This is a genomic window from Prosthecomicrobium sp. N25 (assembly GCF_037203705.1).
GTDB lineage: Bacteria > Pseudomonadota > Alphaproteobacteria > Rhizobiales > Ancalomicrobiaceae > Prosthecodimorpha.
The window spans coordinates 453,472-470,287 of the sequence record NZ_JBBCAT010000002.1; the positions used below are offsets into that span (position 1 = coordinate 453,472).

Annotated in this window: 12 protein-coding genes; 7 read left to right on the forward strand and 5 right to left on the reverse strand. The window is 72.0% G+C overall.

The window, feature by feature from the left end; all coding sequences use genetic code 11:
* Positions 1-4: 4 nt before the first annotated feature.
* Entirely contained in the window at positions 5-3,307 is a 3,303-nt protein-coding gene (locus WBG79_RS16985; protein WP_337358373.1) for a transglutaminase family protein, read from the reverse strand.
* 248 nt (positions 3,308-3,555) lie between these two features.
* Here WBG79_RS16985 and WBG79_RS16990 point away from each other — a divergent pair, with 248 nt between their 5' ends.
* Positions 3,556-5,070: a carboxypeptidase-like regulatory domain-containing protein gene (locus tag WBG79_RS16990; protein ID WP_337358374.1), complete on the forward strand. Its 1,515-nt coding sequence runs from the start codon at positions 3,556-3,558 to the stop codon at positions 5,068-5,070.
* Positions 5,071-5,100: 30 nt separating this feature from the next.
* On the opposite strand, the gene leuB is transcribed toward WBG79_RS16990, so the two are convergent.
* Positions 5,101-6,213 carry a 3-isopropylmalate dehydrogenase gene (leuB, locus tag WBG79_RS16995; protein ID WP_337358375.1) on the reverse strand — a complete coding sequence of 371 codons (1,113 nt, stop codon included), beginning with the start codon at positions 6,211-6,213 and terminating at the stop codon, positions 5,101-5,103.
* A gap of 146 nt (positions 6,214-6,359) precedes the next feature.
* Here leuB and WBG79_RS17000 point away from each other — a divergent pair, with 146 nt between their 5' ends.
* Positions 6,360-6,722, forward strand: a complete 363-nt coding sequence (locus WBG79_RS17000) for a DUF423 domain-containing protein (protein WP_337358376.1) — start codon at positions 6,360-6,362, stop codon at positions 6,720-6,722.
* 13 nt (positions 6,723-6,735) lie between these two features.
* Here the strand turns inward: WBG79_RS17000 and WBG79_RS17005 are convergent, their stop codons facing one another.
* Positions 6,736-8,136, reverse strand: coding sequence for a YihY/virulence factor BrkB family protein (locus tag WBG79_RS17005; protein ID WP_337358377.1), 1,401 nt, complete (start codon positions 8,134-8,136; stop codon positions 6,736-6,738).
* 340 nt (positions 8,137-8,476) lie between these two features.
* Between WBG79_RS17005 and sucC the strand changes: the two genes are divergently transcribed.
* From sucC to WBG79_RS17025, 4 genes are all read left to right on the forward strand, one after another.
* Positions 8,477-9,649, forward strand: coding sequence for an ADP-forming succinate--CoA ligase subunit beta (gene sucC, locus WBG79_RS17010; protein ID WP_337358378.1), 1,173 nt, complete (start codon positions 8,477-8,479; stop codon positions 9,647-9,649).
* 2 nt (positions 9,650-9,651) lie between these two features.
* Positions 9,652-10,527 carry a succinate--CoA ligase subunit alpha gene (gene sucD, locus WBG79_RS17015; RefSeq protein ID WP_337358379.1) on the forward strand — a complete coding sequence of 292 codons (876 nt, stop codon included), beginning with the start codon at positions 9,652-9,654 and terminating at the stop codon, positions 10,525-10,527.
* A 112-nt stretch (positions 10,528-10,639) separates the two neighbouring features.
* Complete coding sequence (locus tag WBG79_RS17020) at positions 10,640-11,665, forward strand: 2-dehydropantoate 2-reductase (protein WP_337358380.1); 1,026 nt, start codon at positions 10,640-10,642, stop codon at positions 11,663-11,665.
* A 69-nt stretch (positions 11,666-11,734) separates the two neighbouring features.
* Complete coding sequence (locus WBG79_RS17025) at positions 11,735-12,235, forward strand: DUF1772 domain-containing protein (protein WP_337358381.1); 501 nt, start codon at positions 11,735-11,737, stop codon at positions 12,233-12,235.
* A gap of 178 nt (positions 12,236-12,413) precedes the next feature.
* Here WBG79_RS17025 and WBG79_RS17030 read toward each other — a convergent pair whose 3' ends face one another.
* Positions 12,414-14,171 (reverse strand): ABC transporter permease, encoded by a 1,758-nt coding sequence (locus WBG79_RS17030; protein WP_337358382.1) that lies wholly within the window; start codon positions 14,169-14,171, stop codon positions 12,414-12,416.
* 85 nt (positions 14,172-14,256) lie between these two features.
* Positions 14,257-15,285 carry an extracellular solute-binding protein gene (locus WBG79_RS17035; protein ID WP_337358383.1) on the reverse strand — a complete coding sequence of 343 codons (1,029 nt, stop codon included), beginning with the start codon at positions 15,283-15,285 and terminating at the stop codon, positions 14,257-14,259.
* A gap of 396 nt (positions 15,286-15,681) precedes the next feature.
* On the opposite strand from WBG79_RS17035, the gene WBG79_RS17040 reads away from it, so the two are divergent.
* A complete protein-coding gene (locus WBG79_RS17040; RefSeq protein ID WP_337358790.1) occupies positions 15,682-16,770 on the forward strand; it encodes an ABC transporter ATP-binding protein in 1,089 nt (362 codons plus the stop codon).
* Positions 16,771-16,816 lie beyond the last annotated feature (46 nt).

A 16,816-nucleotide genomic window follows, 5' to 3' on the forward strand; every position in this document is an offset into this window, starting at 1 on the left:
CCGGTCAGGCCCGCGGGGCCGGCCGCCTCAGGTCGAGCGTCAACGGGAAGTCCAGGCTGCGCTCGTCGGGCGGGACCTGGACGAAGCCCGGGGTATGGCCGTGATCCAGGAAGCGCGCAAGCCGCCGGGCCTCCGCCTCGTAGGAATTGACGGGGAAGGTATCGTAGTTCCGGCCGCCCGGATGCGCGACATGGTAGACGCAGCCGCCGAGCGAGCGTCCGGTCCACTTGTCGAGCAGGTCGATGGTGAGGGGGGCGTGCGTAGGCAAGGTCGGGTGCAGGCCGGACGCGGGCTGCCAGGCCTTGTAGCGGATGCCGGCCACGAACTCGCCCGAGCGGCCGGTCGAGGTCAGCGGCACGCGGCGTCCGTTGACGGCGACGACGTGGCGGGCTTCGTTCAGGCCCTCGGCCTTGACCTGCAGCCGCTCCACCGAGCTGTCGACGTAGCGGACGGTGCCGCCCGCCGCGCCCTCCTCGCCGGTGACGTGCCAGGGCTCGAGGGCCTGCCGGAGCTCGATCTTGACGCCGCCATGCTCGACGGACCCGCAGAAGGGGAAGCGGAACTCCCGCTGGGCCTCGAACCAGAGGGGGTCGAAGGGGTAGCCGGCGCGCCCGAGGTCGTCGAGCAGGCCCAGGAAGTCCTCCCAGACGAAATGCGGCAGCATGAAGCGGTCGTGCAGGGCGGTGCCCCAGCGGACGAAGGCGCCGTCCTGCGGCTCGCGCCAGAGCCACGCCACCACGGCCCGCAGGAGCAGTTGCTGGGCGAGGCTCATGCGGGCGTCGGGCGGCATCTCGAAGGAGCGGAACTCGACGAGGCCGAGGCGGCCGGTCGGGCCGTCGGGGGAGAACAGCTTGTCGATACAGATCTCGGTCCGGTGCGTGTTGCCGGTCACGTCCGTCAGGAGATTGCGGAAGAGGCGATCGGTCAGCCAGGGAAGCGGCGGCTCGCCCCGGCCCGGAGCCGGCACGTTGGCGAGCGCGATCTCCAGCTCGTAGAGGGTGTCGTGGCGGGCCTCGTCGATGCGCGGCGCCTGGGAGGTCGGGCCGATGAAGAGGCCGGAGAAGAGGTAGGAGAGCGAAGGCCGGCGCTGCCAGGTGAGGACCAGGCTCTTCAGGAGGTCCGGCCGGCGCAGGAAGGGGCTGTCGACGGGGGAGCGGGCGCCGACGACCACGTGATTGCCGCCGCCCGTGCCGGTGTGGCGTCCGTCGATCATGAACTTCTCGGTGCCGAGGCGGGAGAGCCGCGCCTCCTCGTAGAGGCCGGTGGTGATCGCCACCGCCTCGTCCCAGCTCGCGGCCGGCTGGACGTTGACCTCGATGACGCCGGGGTCGGGCGTGACCTTGATCACGTCCAGTCGCGGGTCCCAGGGGGGCGGGTAGCCCTCGATGTGGACCGGCAGGCCCTCGGCCTCGGCGGTCGCCTCGACGGCGGCGAGGAGCTCGAGGTAGTCGTCGAGCGACTGGACGGGCGGCATGAAGACATGAAGGATGCCGTCGCGGGGCTCCACGCTCAGGGCGGTGCGCACGGTGGCGGCGCCGATCTCCTCGACCCAGCGCTGGGTGGCGCGGGTCTCGGCGTGGGTGCGGCTGTAGACCTGGGCGAGGCGGTCCGGATCGGGCAGCTCGCCGCGCGGCACGAAGGTATCGAGCTCGGTCACGTAAGGGTAGCTCGACGGCGGAACGTAGGGCAGCGAGGCGATCGGCAGGCGGTAGCCGACAGGGCTGTCGCCGGGGATCAGGAACAGCTTCTGCCGGCGCAGCCGCCACTTCTCGGAGTACCAGCCGGTGCCGGCCTCCGCGTTCCAGCGCTGGACGGGCAGCACGTAGCCGGTCGGCCGGCCGAGGCCGTGCTCGAAGACCTTGGCGATGCGGTGCCGCTCCTCGGGATCGTCGAGCTTGGAGTCGGCCGTGGTGACGTTCTCGGGAAGCTCGGCCTCCTTGATGATCCAGTGCGCCGTGTCCTCGTAGGCGGGCAGGACGTAGTCGGCGCCGATGTCGAGCCGTTCGGCGATGCCGGCGGCGATGCGCTCCGCCCCGCCGACGGTCGCGTCGCGGCGGCCGGATTCCAGCGCGATCAGCGCCGGGTTGCGCCAGATCGGCTTGCCGTCCTTGCGCCAGTAGAGCGCGAAGGCCCAGCGTGGCAGGCTTTCGCCGGGATACCACTTGCCCTGGCCGTAGTGGAGGAATCCGCCGGGGGCGAAGCGGTTGCGCAGGCGCCGGATGAGGTCGTCGGCGCGGGCCCGCTTGGTCGGGCCGACCGCGGCGGTGTTCCATTCGGCGGACTGGTAGTCGTCGATCGACACGAAGGTCGGCTCGCCGCCCATGGTCAGGCGGACGTCGCCGGCGGCGAGATCCGCGTCGACCCTGCGCCCGAGGGCATCGAGCGCGGCCCAGGCCTCGTCCGCGAAGGGCGCCGTGACGCGCGGCTTCTCGGCGATGCGCGTCACCTTCATGGCGAAGTGGAACTCGACCTCGGCGGGCTCGACGAGGCCGGTGATCGGGGCCGCGGAGCGGTAGTGGGGCGTGCCGGCGAGCGGGATGTGGCCCTCGCCGGCGAAGAGGCCCGAGGTCGGGTCGAGGCCGACCCAGCCGGCGCCGGGGATGTAGACCTCGCACCAGGCGTGCAGGTCGGTGAAGTCGTGGTCGGTGCCGGCCGGGCCGTCGAGGGCGGCGACGTCGGGCTTCAGCTGGATCAGATAGCCGGAGACGAAGCGGGCGGCCAGGCCCAGCCGGCGGAGGATCTGGACGAGGAGCCAGCCCGTGTCGCGGCAGGACCCGGAGCCGAGCGTGAGCGTCTCCTCGGGCTCCTGGACGCCCGGTTCCATGCGGATCACGTAGCGGATCTCGCGGCTGAGGCGCTGGTTCAGCTCGACCAGGAAATCGACGATGGGGGTCTCGGCACGGGACACGGAGGCCACGAAGGCGTCGGCCTTCGCCCCCATGGGCTCGGCGACCAGGTAGGGCGCCAGCTCCTCGGCGAGCTCGGGGGCGTACGCGAAGGGATACTTCTCGGCGTAGGCCTCCACGAAGAAGTCGAACGGATTGACGACGGCCAGCTCGGCCAGGAGGTCGACCTCGATGCGGAACTCGGTGGTGCGTTCCGGGAAGACGAGGCGGGCGAGCCAGTTGCCGTGGGGATCCTGCTGCCAGTTGATGAAATGCTGCTCGGGGACGACCTTGAGCGCATAGCTCGGCACCTTCGTGCGCGTGTGCGGCGCCGGCCGGAGCCGCACGACCTGCGGCCCGAGGGCGACGGGGCGGTCGTACGTGTAGGCGGTGACGTGGTGGAGGGCGGTCAGAATGGCCAAGGGTCGGAGCTCGCTGGTGCCGGGCCCGGCCGGCGCGCCGGCGGGCTATCGCGAAAGCCTATTCGCTGGGCAGGGGTCTGCATAGCCTTGTTGTTAGGCGGATGCCGGCGGCTCCCGGGCGTGGCCCAACGGCAACGCTCCGGCTCCGTTCGGGTCCCCGTCGCCTGCCGTCACGGCGTCCCCGGATCGTTTCGCCGGGGCGCTGGTGCTAGCGTCCGGGCCCCTCCTCGTTTTCCGGTCCCGCCCCGATGCGTCTCGGTCCCCTCCCCGCCATCGCCCTCGTCCTCGCCGCCGCGCCGGCCCTCGCGGCCGAGACTTATCCATGCGCGGGCGAGTACCGGCCGCTGGAGCGGCGGGAGGGGCCGCCGGATCTTCTCAAGGCGATCTTCCTGCCGCTCGCGGTCATCGACGCCCTGACGCGCGACCATCTCGCCGACAAGCCGCGCAAGCCGGTGCCGGTCCGGGTCGTCACCGCCGACGGCGCGCCGGCCGCGGAGGCGCGCGTCGGGTTCATCCATGCCGGCGAGGGGCGGTTCGTCGCCGAGGTCCCGGCGTCCTCGGGCAGCGCGGCGCTGCCGGAGGGCCGCTACCGGGTCGTGGCGGCGCTGCCGGGCAAGCCGGTGCGCTGGGGCGTGGCGGAGGTGACGGTCGGGGCCAAGACCCCAGCGACCGTGGCGGTCCGCCTCGACCGCACGATCCCCGCCGTGGCGGCCGGGGCCGTCGAGACGGCCGCGCCGGCCGGCGGCACCGTGACGGTGCCCATCTCCGGCTTCACGGAGGGGCGGCTCGGCATGGTGGCGGCCGGCGGCGGCAAGATGGCGGCCGAGGCAGAGCTCGACGAGACCGGGGCGGGGTCGATCCGGGTGCCGTCGAAGCCGGGGACCTACCGGCTGGCCTACATGCTCTGCGCGCCCCGGCTCGTGCTCGCCGAATGGACGATCGGCGTGGGCGCGGCTGACCTGCGGATCGCGGCACCCGACAGCGTCCCGGCCGGGGAGGCCTTCACGGTTTCTGCCGACGGCCGCTCCGTGCAGGCTGGTGACACGCCCGATCTCCTCGACTCGGGTGCGGGGCCCGACGCGGACCCGGTCTCGAGCGGGACGACGGAGGCCGGCGCGGCGGGGCCGTTCCGCTACGGGTTCCGGGCGCCCGTCAAGGCGGGCCGCTACGAGATCGCGTTCCGGCACCCGGTCGGCGACGGGGTCCTGGGGCGTCGGACGATCACCGTCACCGAGAAGGCCTTCTCGCTGGACCTGCCGGACGAGATCTCGCTCGCCGCGCCGTTCCGCTTCGCCGACGTGATCCCGGAGGGGGCCAAGCTCGAGGTCTGGGCGCTCTCCAAGGACGGCAAGCCGTTCCGGCTCGCGGCGGAGGACGTCGGCAAGGACGTGGAGCGCTTCCCGGCGCCGGCCGGCCGCTACGAGGTCCGGCTCCTGCCGGCGGACGGCGGCAAGGTGCTGGCGCGGCGCGGCGTGACCGTCACGGGCCGGGCTTTCGCGTCCGTCACGGGGCGGGTCCGACCGGGCGGGGCGATCGAGGCGGTGCTGACCACCAAGGGCGCCTTTTTCGACAAGGTCGTGCTGCTCGCCCCCGGCCAGGGCTACGAGACCTTCGGGGAGTACCCGGAAGCGGACGCCAACACGGAGACGGCCGTCACCGTGACGGCGCCGAAGAAGCCGGGGAAGTACGAACTCGTCTACGTGCTCGGCCGCCCGGGCCACGACGACGCCGTGATCGAGCGGGTTCCGGTCGAGGTGCGGTGAGGCCGGCCCCCCCAAAGGGGCCGGGGACGCTCACGCGGTCAGGTGGTCGAGCTCCTTGAGGATGGCGGCGCCCATCTCCTTGGTGCCGACCGCGTTGGCGCCCTTGTCGGCGATGTCCTTGGTGCGGGTGCCCGAGGCGAGCACGTTGGCGATCGCCTTGTCGACGAGGTCGGCCGCCTCGCCGAGGCCGAAGGAATAGCGCAGCGCCATGCCGACCGAGGCGATCATGGCGATCGGGTTGGCGAGGCCCTTGCCGGCGATGTCCGGGGCGGAGCCGTGGACGGGCTCGTAGAGCGACTTGCGCTTGCCGGTGGCCGGGTCGGGGGCGCCGAGCGAGGCGGAGGGCAGCATGCCGAGCGAGCCGGTCAGCATGGCGGCCACGTCCGAGAGGATGTCGCCGAAGAGGTTGTCGCAGACGATGACGTCGTACTGCTTGGGCCAGCGGACGAGCTGCATGGCGCAGTTGTCGGCGAGGACGTGCTCGAGCTGGACGTCCGGGTACTCTTCCTTGCCGACCTTGGTGACGACCTGGTTCCAGAGCACGCCGGACTTCATGACGTTGCGCTTCTCGGCCGAGGAGACCTTGTTGCGGCGGGTGCGGGCGAGGTCGAAGGCGACCCGGGCGATGCGCTCGATCTCGTGGGTCGTGTAGACCTGGGTGTCGACGGCGCGCTTCTCGCCGTTCTCGAGCGTCACGATCTCCTTCGGCTCGCCGAAATAGACGCCGCCGGTCAGCTCGCGCAGGATCAGGATGTCGAGGCCCTCGACCACGTCGCGCTTCAGCGAGGAGGCATCGGCGAGCGCCGGGTAGCAGATCGCGGGACGCAGGTTGGCGAAGAGGCCGAGATCCTTGCGCAGGCGCAGCAGGCCGGCCTCGGGACGCACGTCGTAGGGCACGCCGTCCCACTTCGGCCCGCCCACGGCGCCGAACAGGACCGCGTCCGCGCTCTCGGCGAGGCGCATGGTCTCCTCGGAGATCGCCTTGCCGCAGGCGTCGTAGGAGGAGCCGCCGACGAGGGCCGTCTCGGTCTCGAAGCCGACGATGCCGCGCTTGCCGAACCAGTCGAGGATGCCCTTCACCTCGCCCATGATCTCGGGGCCGATGCCGTCGCCGGGGAGAAGCAGGAGATTGTGCGAAGCCATGGGCGCGTACCTCGGGAAGGGGAGTTTCGGACGGGGCATCCCTCTAGCAGGGGAGATCCGCGCCGGCAATCGGATCTCGTCGCCGCGGTCCGGCCGGTTGCCAACCGGCGCCGGGCGGGACATGTAGGGATCCGCAAGGAGGACGCATGCCGCATGGACCCGCCCCCGGGCTTCTGGTGCCCGCCGGCCTCATCGGGGCGGCCGGGGTCGGCCTCGCGGCCGCCGCGAGCCATGTGGCCGGCGGGGCCGGGCTGACCACCGCGGCGGTGCTGCTGGTCCTGCACGCGGCGGCGCTGACGGGCCTCGCGGCGCTCGGCGGGCGCGGGGCCGCGACGGCCGGCCTCGTCCTGGCCGCAGGCAGCACGCTCTTCGCCGCCGACCTCTCCCTGCGCGCCTTCGCGGGGCACGCGCTGTTCGCCTACGCGGCCCCGACCGGCGGCTTCCTGATGATCGGCGGATGGCTCGCCGTCGCGGGCCTTGGGCTGGCGCGCTGGCGCGGGCAGCCCTGAGCCTTGTCGCCGCTCACCGGCTGTGGGTCGCGCGGAAGAGCTCCATGTCGCGGCCGCGGCCGAGGAGCAGGTGGGCGTCCTCGGGGATCGAGGTCTCCGACACGGGGCGGAAGCCCTCGAGCGTCTCGGCGAGGCCGGCGTCCGGGACGGAGACGTAGAAGTCGGCCACGCCGGCCCGGGTCCGGCCGAGCATCATCATGCCCTCCGGGGCGCCGGCGGCGGCGTAGAGGGCGGCGAAGCGGTCCTCGACCTCGATCTCGGCGCCGTCGCCGAGCCTCATCATCCGATGCAGCCACATGGGGGGTCTCCTTTCCGGTCTGCGGACGTTGCGCCGGCGCTTGGGCAGCCGGCCCCGGGTCAGGACGGCGTCCTGGCCCGGCGGGTAGCTCTCGCCGACATGGTCGGCCACGAAGGCGCCGCGGGTGCCGAGCGGCCGGGGCGGCCCGTCGGTGGTGTCGCGGGCGGTCTGGTGCTCGGTCTCCGCGTTGATCTCCGCACCCAGGAGAACGACCACGACCGAGATCCAGGTCCATGACATGAATCCGACCGCGGCGCCGAGCGAGCCGTAGATCCGATTGTAGCTGTCGAAGGAGACGACGTACCAGGAGAACACCATGGAGGTCGCCAGCCAGGCCAGGGACGCGACGGCGCTGCCCCAGGTGACCCAGCGCCAGCGGGCGTCGCGGCGGCTCGGGCCGTAGCGGTAGAGGCAGGCGAGGCCGATGCCCAGCATGGCGAGGAGGATCGGCCAGCGCAGGACCGAGACGATCAGCTCCGCCATCGAGGAGAGGCCGAAGACGCCGAGCACGAAGGGGAGCACGACCACGGCGGTGAGGGCCAGGATCGTGAACAGGATGGCGGTCACGGTGAAGAGGAACGTGGTGGCGTAGAGCTTCAGGAGGCTGCGCTGCTCGCTCTCGCCGTAGACGACGTTGAGGGCGTCGAACAGGGCGACGACGCCGGAGTTGGCGCTCCACAGCGCGATCACGAGGCCGATCGTGAAGGCCGTGCCGAGGGTGGTCGAGCTCTGCTTCAGGGCGAGCGCGATCTGGTCGGCGAAGAGCTGCAGGACGGTCGGCGGCAGGATGTCGGAGAGGATGCCGACATGGTTGACGATGGTGCTGGTGTCGGCGAAGAGGCCGTAGAGGGAGACGACGGTGGCGACGCCGGGGAAGATCGCCAGCAGGGCGAAGAAGGCCACGCCCCCGGCGGTGGACAGGATGCGGTCCTCGCCGAGCGCGAGGAAGACCCGCCAGGCGATGTCGCGCCAGCCGCGGGCGGGGATCTGCGACGGGTGCAGGGCGTCGCGCCCGCGTCCCGGCTCGGCGGCGCGCGCCAGGTCGGCGGCGTTGGGCAGGTAGCTGTGATCGCGCAGGCGGGACCGCCAGTCCTCGCCCTTGTGCTCCGCATGCATCCCGCGTGTCCCCGACCTTGCCGCTCCGTCTCCGCTTGCCGGGGTGAACGTCCACGGCCGTCCCGGGTTCCTTGGCGGGGCGCGGCGGCCCGTCGTGGCGGCCTGCCGGCCGGGGCGGCGGCGCGCTTAGGCGCCGCACTGCCAAGACCGGGGATCCGCCCTATCCTCTCCTGCGTCACCGGGCCGCCTCTCGGCCCGTTTCTCTTTTGCGACTTTCGTGGTATTTGGTATGCCAATGCTTCCGTCGCCCCGGAAGCGAGGGGCCGGCAAGAGCCCCGGGCCCGATCTCGCGCGGTGAGGCCGCGCGCTCTCGGGCCGGCGGGCGGGAGGAGACGCGCCGATGAACCTCTACGAGTTCCAGGCCAAGGAGCTGCTGTCGCGCTACGGCGTGCCGTCGCCGGGCGGCCGGGTGGCGATCACGCCCGACGAGGCGGAGGCGATCGCGCGGTCGCTCGGGACGCCGATGGTCGCCGTCAAGGCCCAGGTGCATGCGGGTGGCCGCGGGCGGGCCGGAGGGGTTCGGCTGGTGACCTCCCCGGCAGCGGCGCGCGAGGCGGCGGCCGGCATGCTGGGGCGAAAGCTGGTCACCGCCCAGACCGGTCCCGAGGGCCGGGTGGTGCGCCGCGTTTATGTCGAGGCGGGCCTGCAGAGCCGGCTCGACCTGCATCTCGCCGTGATGGTCGACCGGACGACCGGCGAGGTGGTGGCGATCGGCAGCCCCACGGGAGGCGAGGACATGGAGGAGCGGGCGGCGACCGGCGACCTGCCGATCGAGCGGGTGTCGCTCGGTACGGGACGGGAGCCCCGGCCCGAGGCGCTCGCCGCCTTCGCGGCGCGGCTCGGCCTGACGGGCGCCACCGCGGAGGCCTTCGCGGCCGTCGCGGACGGGGTCCGGCGCGCCTTCGTGGAGAGCGACGCGAGCCTCATCGAGATCAACCCGCTGGCGGTGGTCGGCGAGGGACAGCTCTCGGCCTTCGACGCCAAGATCATCGTCGACGACAACGCGCTCTTCCGGCAGCCGGAAATCGCGGGGCTGGCGGACGGGGAGGAGACGGACCCGGTCGAGCTGCAGGCGCAGCGCCACCAGCTCAACTACGTGCGGCTGGACGGGGACATCGGGGTGGTGGTGAACGGCGCCGGGCTCGGGCTCGCCACCCTCGACATGCTGCGCGACGCGCAGGGCCGGCCGGCCAATTTCATGGACATCCGCACCACCGCCAACAGCCTGCACATCGCCTACGGGTTCGGGCTGCTGTTCGACAACCCCGCCGTGAAGGCGATCCTGGTCAACATCCACGGCGGCGGCATGCAGCCCTGCGACACGGTCGCGGAGGGGCTCGGCATCGCGCAGAGGAAGAGCGGCCGGCAGATTCCGGTCGTGGTGCGGATGGCCGGCAACAACGCCGAGTTCGCCCGCTCCCGCTTCGTGAACTTCGGCTGCCCCATCATCGAATGCCCGGACATGTGGACCGCCGCCACGCGGGCGGTCGCGGTCGCGCGGCACGGGAGGTGACGATGGCGATCCTGGTCTCCGCCGAAACGCGCGTCGTCTGCCAGGGCATGACCGGCTGGGCCGGCACGCACCACACGGCGCTCATGATGGATTACGGCACCCGCGTGGTCGCGGGCGTCACGCCCGGCAAGGGCGGCCGGCACCACCTCAACGTCCCGGTCTTCGACCGCGTCGCGGACGCGGTGCGCGAGACGGGCGCGGACGCCAGCATGATCTTCGTGCCGCCGGCGCATGCGGCGGAGGCCATGATCGAGGCGATCGAGGCGGAACTGCCGCTGGTGGTCGCGGTCACCGAGCGGGTGCCGGTCCTCGACATGGTGCGCGTCCGGGCGGCCCTGAAGGGGAGCCGGACGCGGCTCGTCGGGCCGAATTCGCAGGGGATCCTGGCGCCCGGCGTCTGCAAGATCGGCGTGATGGCGACGGGGAGCGAGCGGCCGGGGCCGGTCGGGATCGTGTCGCGGTCGGCCTCGCTGACGACCGAGATCGTCGACCAGGTGACGCGGGCGGGGCTCGGGCAATCGACGACGGTCGGGGTCGGGGGCGACCCGATCCACGGCATCGGCATGGTCGACTGCCTCGAGCTCTTCTTCGCCGATCCGGACACCCGGGCGGTCGTCCTGATCGGGGAGATCGGCGGCACCGAGGAGCAGGAGGCGGCCGAGTTCCTGCAGTCGGCGGCGAACCGGAAGCCCGTCGTGGCGCTGATCGCGGGACGCCACGCGCCGCCGGAGCGGCGCATGGGGCACGCCGGCACGCTCACGCTGCACGGGCGCGGCGACGCCAAGGCGAAGATCGCGGCACTCAGGGCGGCCGGGGTGACGGTGTGCCAGAGCGCCCATCTCGTCGGCGAGACCGTCCGGCAGGTTCTGGCGCGCTAGACCGTATCCCGGCGTCGGCGCGCCATGCCGCGCGTCAGCGGGTCGCGGTCACAGGACGCGCGCCATCAGACATACCGTATACCAGACCAAGAACCCAGGGAGAGGCGAGCCCATGAAGGTGTGCATCTACGGAGCCGGCGCGATCGGCGGCTACATGGCGGTCATGATGAAGCGGGTCGGGGTCGACGTCTCGCTCATCGCGCGCGGGCCGCACCTGGAGGCCATCAAGCAGAAGGGCCTGACCCTCCTGATCAATGGCGAGACGATCACGGAGCGCATGCCGGCCGCCAAGGACCCGGCCGAGATCGGGCCGCAGGACTACGTCATCGTGGCCCTCAAGGCGCACCAGGCCTGGGAGTCGGCGGAGGCCATGAAGCCGCTGCTCGGGCCCGGCACCGCCGTGGTGACGGCACAGAACGGCGTGCCCTGGTGGTACTTCCACGGCATCGAGGGGCAGTATTCCGACCTGCGCCTGATGAGCGTCGATCCGGACAACCGCCAGTGGGACGCGATCGGTCCGGAGCGGGTGATCGGCTGCACGGTCTATCCCGCCACGGAGATCACCGAGCCGGGGGTCATCAAGCACATCTACGGCGACCAGTTCGGCCTCGGCGAGCCGTCGAAGCAGATCACTCCGCGGGTCGAGGCGCTGGCGGCGGCGATCAACAAGAGCGGGCTCAAGGCCAAGATCTATCCCGACATCCGCAACGACATCTGGCTGAAGCTCTGGGGCAACCTCTGCTTCAACCCGATCTCGGCGCTGACCCACGCCACCCTCGACATCGTGGCGACCGACCCGGGGACCCGCACTCTCGCGCGCAACATGATGATCGAGGCGCAGCGGATCGGGGCGCGGCTCGGCGTGCATTTCCGGGTCGACGTCGACCGGCGCATCAACGGCGCCGCCAAGGTCGGGGCGCACCGCACCTCCATGCTGCAGGATCTCGACAAGGGCCGGCCCCTGGAGATCGACGCGCTGCTGACGGCCGTGCAGGAGATGGGCCGGCTGGTCGAACTGGAGACGCCCTACATCGACAGTGTCCTGGCGCTCGTCCAGCAGATGGGGCGCGTCAAGGGCGTGTACCCGACCTTCCCCGAGAAGGCGGCCGACGAGGAGGGACGGGCGCTCGCGCCCTGACCCCGGCCGGCCCCCGGGGCTCCGATCCCCGGGGCAGGAACCCGCGGCGGCGACGGCGGTTCGGGCGGCATGCCCGACCGCCTTTCGCATCCGCCCCGCCCCCCGCACCCGCCCTGGCACGACGCCGTCTTCCTCGTCGCCCTGATGGCGACCGCGCTCGCCCTCGGGGCGGCGCTGGCTCATGCCTACGAGCTTCCCAACAAGATCGGCCTGGACCGCGAGGCCTACTTCACGGTGCAGCGGATCTATGCCGGGTGGAACCGCCTCGGCTTCGTGCTGCTCATCCAGCTCCTGAGCCTGGCGGCAACCGCCGTCCTGTGGCGGCGCGAGCCGCCGGTGCTGCTGCCCGTGCTCCTGGCGATCCTCGGCCTTCTCTCGGCGCAGGCCGTCTTCTGGATCTGGACGCAGCCCGCCAACGTGGCGACCGACAATTGGACCCGGGTTCCGGAGGGGTGGGAGGCGGTGCGCCGGGATTGGGAATATTCCCATCTCGCCGGCGCGGCGTTCCAGCTGCTCGCCACGGCGGGTCTCGGAGTCGCGGCGATCGGGCGGGCACGGCGGCGGCTCTGACCGGCCGGCCCGCGAGGTCAAGACCCCCCGCACAGTCCTGCTTTCTGTCGTGCCCGGGTGTGTCCCGGGCCTCCACGACAGGCAGCCGGTCCTCGGGGAGCGGATCGCCGGGACGCGCCCGGCAATGACAGATCGAAAGGTCCGACCGTCATTGGGGCCCGTGCGAGGCGCGCCGCCTTCAGGGCTCGACCAGCAGGCTTTCCGGTCCGCGCGCCACGGCCGGGCCGCGGCGGCTCGTGCCGCGGCGCTCGACCTTGCCGATCCGCGAGAGGAGGACGAGAGGCAGCAGGCCGACCAGCACGATGGCGAGCGCGGCCGGCGCGGCGTCGCCGACCGCCTCGCGGGAGGCCTGGACGTAGACCCAGGTGGCCAGGGTCTCGACGTTGAACGGACGGAGCAACAGGGTGGCGGGCAGCTCCTTCATGGCGTCGACGAAGACCAGGAGCGCGGCGGAGACGAGCACGGGCCGGAGCAGCGGCAAGTGGACCTCGACGAGCGTCCGCTCGGCGGTCCGCCCGAGGGTCCGGGACGCCATGTCCAGGTGCAGGCTGATCTTGGAGAGGCCGGACTCGATCGAGCCGATCGAGACGGCGAGGAAGCGGACCACGTAGGCGTAGACGAGGCCGACGCCCGAGGAGACCAGGACGAGCCCCAGGGCGGTGCCGGTCAGGGCGACCGAGAGGTCGTTCAGGCGGTTGTCCAGGTAGGCGAGCGGCAGCAGGATGCCGACCGCCAGGACGGCGCCCGGGACCGCGTAGCCGACCGAGCTGGCCCGGGCGAGCGCGCGGACGAGGCGCGTCGGCCGCAGCCGCACCGCATAGGCGAGGACGAGGCCGAGGCCGACCGTCAGCGCCGCGGCGGAGAGCGCCAGGAGCAGGCTGTTGACCCCGGCCCGGATCAGCCCGGGATCGGCGAAGACGTCGAGCCGGCGCGAGGCGTAGTCGGCGAGGAGCACGACCGGCACCACGAAGCCCATCAGCACCGGCAGGGCGCAGGCCGCAAAGGCCAGGGCGGCGCGCCAGCCCGCCAGTTCGTAGCCGGAGAGCGGCCGCGCCTTGGAGGCGGCGTGGGCGAAGCGCTGGCCGCGACGGGCGTGGCGTTCGGCCCAGACCAGCAGGAAGACGACCACCAGCATGAGGCAGGCGATCTGGGCGGCGCCGGACAGGCTGCCGCGGTTCAGCCAGGTGTCGTAGACCGCGAAGGTGAGCGTCTTGACGCCCAGGTACTCGACCGCGCCGATGTCGTTCAGGCACTCCATCAGCGAGAGCGTGACGCCGACCGCGAGCGCCGGCCGGGCGAGCGGCAGGGCGACGCGGAAGAACACCCGCCAGGGGCTCGCGCCGAGCGTGCGGGCGACCTCGATGGTGGCGGCGGACTGGAGTTCGAAGATGGCCCGGACGGTCATGTAGACGTAGGGGTAGAGCACCAGACTCATGACGAAGATGGCGCCGCCGAGGGAGCGGGGCGAGGGAAACCAGTAGTCGCGGGCGGACTTGAAGCCGAACAGCCAGCGCAGGGCCGTCTGCGCCGGACCGGTGTAGTCCATCAGCTCCACATGCGCGTAGGCGACGATGTAGGTCGGGATCGCGAGCGGCAGGAGCAGCGCCCATTCGAGGACGCCGCGGCCCGGAAAGCGGCAGGTCGCCACGATCCAGGCGGTGCCGACCCCGATCACGGCGGTCGTCAGGCCGATGCCGGCCATCAGCTTGAGCGTGGTCCAGGCGGAGCCGGGCAGGACGGTGCCGATCAGGTGCAGCCACGGCGAGGTGCCGTCGTCGCCGCCGGCCGGGACGAGCGCCACGACGACGAGCACGGCCAGGGGCAGCACCGCCAGGCCCGCCACGACGACGACGGCGGCCCGCCAGCCGGCGCCCCCGTCCGAGCGAACGAGGGATCGGGCAGCGCCGTCGGGGGCAGGGGCTTCGATCAGGCTCATCGGCGGGCGGGACCGGACGGCGGGACGTTTCGGAGGGCGCCCGCGCCGGCCCGGCGGTCCGGGCGGCGCGGGGACGGGCCACGGCTTAGCTGGCGGGGCCCTCGTCGAATGCGACCCTGTCGACGAGTTCGCTCGCCTTGGCGCGGAACTTCGCCACCTCGGCCAGATTCGGCTTGTCGGGCTTGACGGTGCCGAGGTCGGCGATCAGCGGGGCGACGGCCACGCCGGGGACGACCGGGTACTCGAAGTTCAACTCGGCGTAGAGCTTCTGGGCCTCGTTGGAGACCATGAACTCGACCAGCTTGACGGCGGCGTCGCGGTTGGGCGCGTGCCGGGCCAGGAGGGCGCCGGAGACGTTGACGTGGCTGCCGCCGGACTCGAAGGTGGGCATGATCACCTTGACGGACTTCGCCCACTCCTTCTGCTCCGGCTCCTTGTCGTTGGTCGCCATCAGCCCGTAGTAGTAGGTGTTGCCTATGCCCAGGTCGCACTCTCCGGCGAAGATCGCCTTGACTTGGCTGCGGTCGTTGCCCGCCGGCTTGCCGTTCAGGTTGGCCTTGACGCCCTTCAGCCAGGCCTCGGCCTTGTCGAGACCGTAGTCGGCGATGACGTTCGAGATCAGCCCGATGTTGTAGGGGTGCTGGCCCGAGCGGGTGCAGACCTTGCCCTTCCACTTCGGGTCGGCGAGGTCGGCATACGAGAGGGCGTTCTCCTTCACGCGCTCCTTCGAGGCGTAGACGACCCGGGCGCGGTAGGTCAGCGCCGTCCAGGTGCCGTTCGGGTCGCGGAAGGTGGCCGGCACGGCCTTGTCGACGGCGGCGGACCGGATCGGCTGGCCGATGTCCATGCCGCGCGCCTTCTCGAGGATGGCCGCATCGGTGGCGATGAGGAGGTCGGCCGGGCTCGCGGCGGCCTCGGCGCGGATGCGCTCCTCCAGTCCCTTGTTGGCGTAGATCACGTTCACGCGGATGCCGGTCTCCTTCGTGAAGCGGTCGAAGATCGGCTGGATCAGGGGCTGTTCGCGGTAGGTGTAGACGTTGACCTCGGCGGCCGCGGCGGCGCCGGCGGTCAGGGCCAGGCCGACGGCGGCGGGCAGGAAGGCATTGCGGAACATCGGGTTCTCCTCGACGCATCAGGGTTCAAGGCCCTGCGGTTCAGGCGGTGCCGCCCGCCCGGCGAGCGGCACCGGGAGCGGTCATAGAGGCCCAGAGGCCTCGTGTCAAACCTGATTTGCCTTCCGGAACAAAGAGTTAGAACAATTCCAAACTGACCGGGGGAGAACCCGTACCGGCGTCTCGCATCCGCGCGCCCGGCAGGGGACGCCAAGCCGATGCGGACAGTCTTGTATCTTATAGAAGACATGATATGGTCAGGGTCAGTGAGGGCCGCGCCAGACGGCCCGGGGCCCGCCGGCCCCCCCATCCGGGAGGTTGCCCATGTGCCATCCGCCACCGAGCGGCCGATCTCGCGCGTCCGCCTTCCATCCGGCCTTCTGCTGACGGTCCCCGCCATGGCCCAGATCAGCCTTGCCCAGGTCGTCAAGATGTTCGGCACCGTGACGGTCGTGCACGGGGTCGACCTCGCCATCCGGTCCGGCGAATTCGTCGTGTTCGTCGGTCCGTCGGGCTGCGGGAAGTCGACGCTGCTCAGGATGATCGCCGGCCTGGAGTCCGTCTCCGGCGGCGAGATCCGCATCGGCGAGCGGGTCGTCAACGACCTGCCGCCGCGCGACCGGGACATCGCCATGGTGTTCCAGGACTACGCGCTCTATCCCCACAAGAGCGTCTACGACAATATGGCGTTCGGGCTGAAGCTCCGGAAGCGGCCCGAGGCCGAGATCCGCGCCAAGGTCGAGCAGGCGGCCGACGTCCTGCAGATCCGCCACCTGCTCGAACGCAAGCCGCGCCAGCTCTCCGGCGGCCAGCGGCAGCGCGTCGCCATGGGCCGCGCCATCGTGCGCAACCCCAAGGCCTTCCTGTTCGACGAGCCGCTGTCGAACCTCGACGCGCTCCTGCGCTCGGAGATGCGGGTCGAGATCAAGAAGCTGCACCAGCGGATCGGCACCACGTCGATCTACGTCACGCACGACCAGGTCGAGGCGATGACGCTCGCCGACCGCATCGTCGTCCTGCAGGGCGGCCGCATCATGCAGGTCGGCAGCCCGGACGCGATCTACAACCGGCCCGCCCACCGCTTCGTCGCGGGCTTCACCGGCTCGCCGCCGATGAACTTCGCGCCGGCGCGGGTCGAGGCCGAGGGCGCCGCGGTGCGCCTCGGCGGCGACATCGTGCTGCCCGTGCCGGAGCCGGCGCAGAGCCGGGCCGCGGCCTTCGCGGGCCGCCCGGTGGAGTTCGGCCTCCGGCCCGAGCACATCGGCACGCAGGCCAAGGGCCCCGGCTCGCTGACGGTGGAGGCGGACGTGATCCTGGCCGAGCCGCTCGGCTCGGAGACCCTCGGCCGGCTGCGCATCGGCGAAGCCGAGATCACCGGCCGCTTCCCGCCCGAGGTGCGGCTCGTCGCCGGCAGCCGGATGCCGGTCGTGCTCGCCCTCGAATCCATGCATCTCTTCGACCCCGACAGCGGGGCCGCGATCTTCTGAGCCACCGACCCTACCGCCCGGCCATGAGCCCAGGGCGGCGCACCGT